General features: G+C 71.9%; 3 protein-coding genes. All 3 read left to right on the forward strand.

Features of this window, described 5'->3' with window-relative positions; translation table 11 throughout:
- Positions 1-35 precede the first annotated feature (35 nt).
- Positions 36-1,589, forward strand: a complete 1,554-nt coding sequence (locus ACH9D2_RS10795) for a leucyl aminopeptidase (RefSeq protein ID WP_396362835.1) — start codon at positions 36-38, stop codon at positions 1,587-1,589.
- A 143-nt stretch (positions 1,590-1,732) separates the two neighbouring features.
- A complete protein-coding gene (lpdA, locus tag ACH9D2_RS10800) occupies positions 1,733-3,100 on the forward strand; it encodes a dihydrolipoyl dehydrogenase (RefSeq protein ID WP_396362836.1) in 1,368 nt (455 codons plus the stop codon).
- A 117-nt stretch (positions 3,101-3,217) separates the two neighbouring features.
- Positions 3,218-3,943, forward strand: a 726-nt coding sequence (locus ACH9D2_RS10805; RefSeq protein WP_396362837.1) for a biotin/lipoyl-containing protein, incomplete at its 3' end; no start/stop codon positions are given.

Below are 3,943 nucleotides of genomic sequence, written 5' to 3' on the forward strand. Positions count from 1 at the left end.
CCCCGCCGGTCCAGACCTCAGCGAAAGGACGATCCATGCCCGACGTACAGGACCTGCTCGAGCCCCGGGGCATCGAGCTCACCGCCACCCACAAGGCCCTGGGCCGGACGCCGGCCCACGCGCTCGTGCTCGCCGTGGAGAAGGGACGGGAGGGCGACGGCTCGGGCCGGGTCGTGCTCCCCGCCGGGGAGCAGCGCAAGCTCGCCCCCGTGGTGGACGCCGCGGCCGCGCTGCGCGTGAAGGGCGCCGCCGACGAGGTGACCGTGCTGCCGGCCCCGTCCGGGCTCCCCTTCACCGTGGTGGTCCTCACGGGGATCGGCGTCCTGCCCGAGGAGACCGCCGAACGCTCCGAGGCGCTGCGCCGGGCCGCGGGTGCGGCCGTGCGACGGCTCGCCGGGACCGACTCCGCGGTGCTCGCCCTGCCCGTGACGACCGAGGAGGACGCCGCGGCCGTCGCCGAGGGCGCCGCTCTCGGCGCCTTCGCCTTCGCGCACCAGCGGGCGGCGACCGCCGGCAGCGTGCAGGCCCCGCTGGTCTCCGCCGTCGTGCACGCCCCCGCTGTGGCGCGTGCCGCGCTGGGCCGGTGCCTCGACCGCGCCGCCGCCCTCGGGCGGGGCGTCAGGGCCGCCCGCACCCTCGTGGACCTCTCCCCCAACGTCATGTACCCGGAGGCCGTGGCGGACTACGCCCGCCAGGCCGTCAAGGGCACGAAGGTCTCCGTGAGCGTGCTCGCCGAGAAGGAGCTCGCCAAGGGCGGCTACGGAGGCCTCCTGGGCGTGGGACAGGGCTCCGTGCACGGTCCGCGCCTCGTCAGGCTGGAGTACGCCCCGGCGCGCGCCACCAAGCACTACGCCTACGTGGGCAAGGGCATCACCTTCGACTCCGGCGGGCTCTCCCTCAAGCCCCCGGCCTCGATGATGACCATGAAGTCGGACATGGCCGGCGCGGCCGCCGTCCTCGCGGCCGTCCTCACCGCCGCCGAGCTCGGACTGCCCGTGAAGGTCACCGGCTGGCTGTGCCTGGCCGAGAACCTGCCCTCGTCCACGGCGACCCGCCCCGGCGACGTCATCACCATCCGCGGCGGCCGGACGGTCGAGGTGCTCAACACCGACGCCGAGGGGCGCCTCGTGCTGGCCGACGGCCTGGTCGCCGCGTGCGAGGAGCGCCCGGACGCCGTCGTCGACATCGCCACGCTGACCGGTGCGCAGATGGTGGCCCTGGGCGCCCGGACCTTCGGGATCATGGGCGACGACGCGCTGCGCGCCGCCGTGGCCGAGGCCGCCCGCGGGGCCGGGGAGGACGGCTGGCCCATGCCGCTGCCCGAGCACCTGCGCCCGTCCCTGGACTCCAAGGTCGCCGACCTCAAGAACATCGGGGACAAGAACGGCGGGATGCTCGTCGCCGCGATCTTCCTGCGGGAGTTCGTCGGCGGCGACGACGGCGCACGGGTGCCGTGGGCGCACGTGGACATCGCCGGGCCTTCCTTCAACGAGGGATCGCCCTACGGCTACACCCCGGCCGAGGGCACGGGCGCGGGCGTGCGCACGCTCGTGCGGCTGCTCGAGGACGCGGCCGCCGACCGCCGCTGAGCTCCCACGACACCCCTGCGCCGGAGAGAGCGCCCGCCTGGTCGCTCCCTCCGGCGTAGGGCTAAGGTATGTACGAAACGAACCCGTCACGGGACGGGTGCGACCCACCCGGAACGACGTCAACGCACAAGGGAGCCAAACACGTGGCCGACAACGAATTCGACATCCTCGTCCTCGGCGGAGGGAGCGCCGGCTACGCCGCCGCGCTGCGGGCCGTCCAGCTCGGCTTCACCGTGGCACTGGTCGAGAAGAACAAGCTCGGGGGCACGTGTCTCCACTGGGGCTGCATCCCGACCAAGGCCTACCTGCACTCCGCCGAGCTGGCCGAGGACGCCCGCGAGAGCTCCAAGTACGGGATCCACACCACGCTGGACTCCATCGACATGGCGGCCGTGCGGGAGTACAAGGACAAGATCGTCGCCGGCAAGTTCAAGGGCCTCACCGGTCTGATGAAGATGCGCAAGATCGAGGTCGTCGAGGGCGTCGGCAAGCTCACGGGCGAGAACACCGTCGAGGTCGACGGCACCACCTACACCGGCAAGCACATCGTGCTGGCCTCCGGCTCGATCTCCAAGACCCTGGGCGTCGAGATCGGCGGGCGGATCATGACCTCGACCGAGGCGCTGGAGATCGACTTCGTGCCCAAGAGCGCGATCGTCCTCGGCGGCGGCGTGATCGGCTGCGAGTTCGCCTCCATGTGGAAGTCCTTCGGCGTGGACGTCACCGTCATCGAGGGCCTCCCCCACCTGGTCGCCAACGAGGACCCGTCGATCGTCAAGACCCTCGAGCGGGAGTTCAAGAAGCGCGGCATCAAGTCGAACCTCGGCACCTTCTTCGAGAAGGTCGAGCAGGACGACGACGGCGCGAAGGTCACCCTGGCCGACGGCAAGGTCTTCGAGGCCGACATCGTCCTGGTCGCCGTGGGCCGCGGCCCCAACACCGCCGACATGGGCTACGAGGAGCAGGGCATCCCCATGGACCGCGGCTTCGTCACCCCGGACGAGCGCCTGCACACGGGCGTCGGCAACATCTACGCGATCGGCGACATCGTCCCCGGCGTCCAGCTCGCCCACCGCGGGTACCAGCAGGGCCGTTTCGTGGCCGAGGAGATCGCCGGCCTGAACCCGCCGGTCGTCGCGGACGTCAACATCCCCAAGGTGACCTTCACCGAACCGGAGATCGCCTCCGTGGGCTACAACGAGCCGCAGGCGAAGGAGAAGTTCGGCGAGGACAACGTCGAGGTCGCCGAGTACAACCTCGCCGGCAACGGCAAGAGCTCGATCCTGGGCACCGGTGGCATGATCAAGCTCGTGCGCGAGAAGGACGGGCCGATCATCGGCTTCCACGCCATCGGCAAGCGCATCAGCGAGCAGATGGGCGAGGGCCAGCTCATCGTCAACTGGGAGGCCTACCCCGAGGACGTCGCCGCGTTCGTGCACGCGCACCCCACCCAGAACGAGGCCATCGGCGAGGCCGCCATGGCACTCGCAGGAACCCCGTTGCACGGCTGACCGCGCCGAGGCCCCGCCCCGCCGGGCGGGGCCTCCCAGTACCCCGGCACCGGGCCGGCGCCCGGAACGCACCATCGAAGGCACCATCGAAGGCACCGAAAGAGAGACGGTCGGACCATGTCAGAAACCGTAAACCTGCCCGCACTGGGCGAATCCGTGACCGAGGGCACCGTGACCCGGTGGCTCAAGCAGGTCGGTGACGAGGTCGCCGTCGACGAGCCCCTGGTCGAGGTCTCCACCGACAAGGTCGACACCGAGATCCCCTCCCCCGTCGCGGGCGTGATCGAGGAGATCCTCGTCGAGGAGGACGAGGACGTCGAGGTCGGCGCGCCGCTGGTCGTCATCGGTGACGGCTCGGGCTCCGGGTCCGAGGGCGGATCCGGCCAGGACGAGGCCTCCGCGGAGGAGGCCGAGGACGCCGCGACCGAGGCGGAGACCCCCGAGGCGACCGACGAGGCCGCCGAGCAGGAGTCCTCCGGCGAGGAGTCCTCCGGTGAGGAGCAGGCCCCGCAGGCCGAGGCCCAGCAGACGGGCGAGGGCAGCGAGATCACCCTGCCCGCCCTGGGCGAGTCCGTGACCGAGGGCACCGTGACCCGGTGGCTCAAGCAGGTCGGTGACGAGGTCGCCGTCGACGAGCCGCTGCTGGAGGTCTCCACCGACAAGGTCGACACCGAGGTCCCCTCCCCCGTGGCCGGGACCCTGCTGGAGATCCGCGTGCAGGAGGACGAGGACGCCGAGGTCGGCCAGGTCCTGGCGATCATCGGCTCCGGCTCCGCCCCCTCCGGGGACGAGCCCGCCGACAAGCCGGCGGAGAAGCCCGCCGAGGACTCCTCCGCGGAGGAG

This window comes from Kocuria rhizosphaericola (genome assembly GCF_044462205.1).
GTDB lineage: Bacteria > Actinomycetota > Actinomycetes > Actinomycetales > Micrococcaceae > Kocuria > Kocuria rhizosphaericola.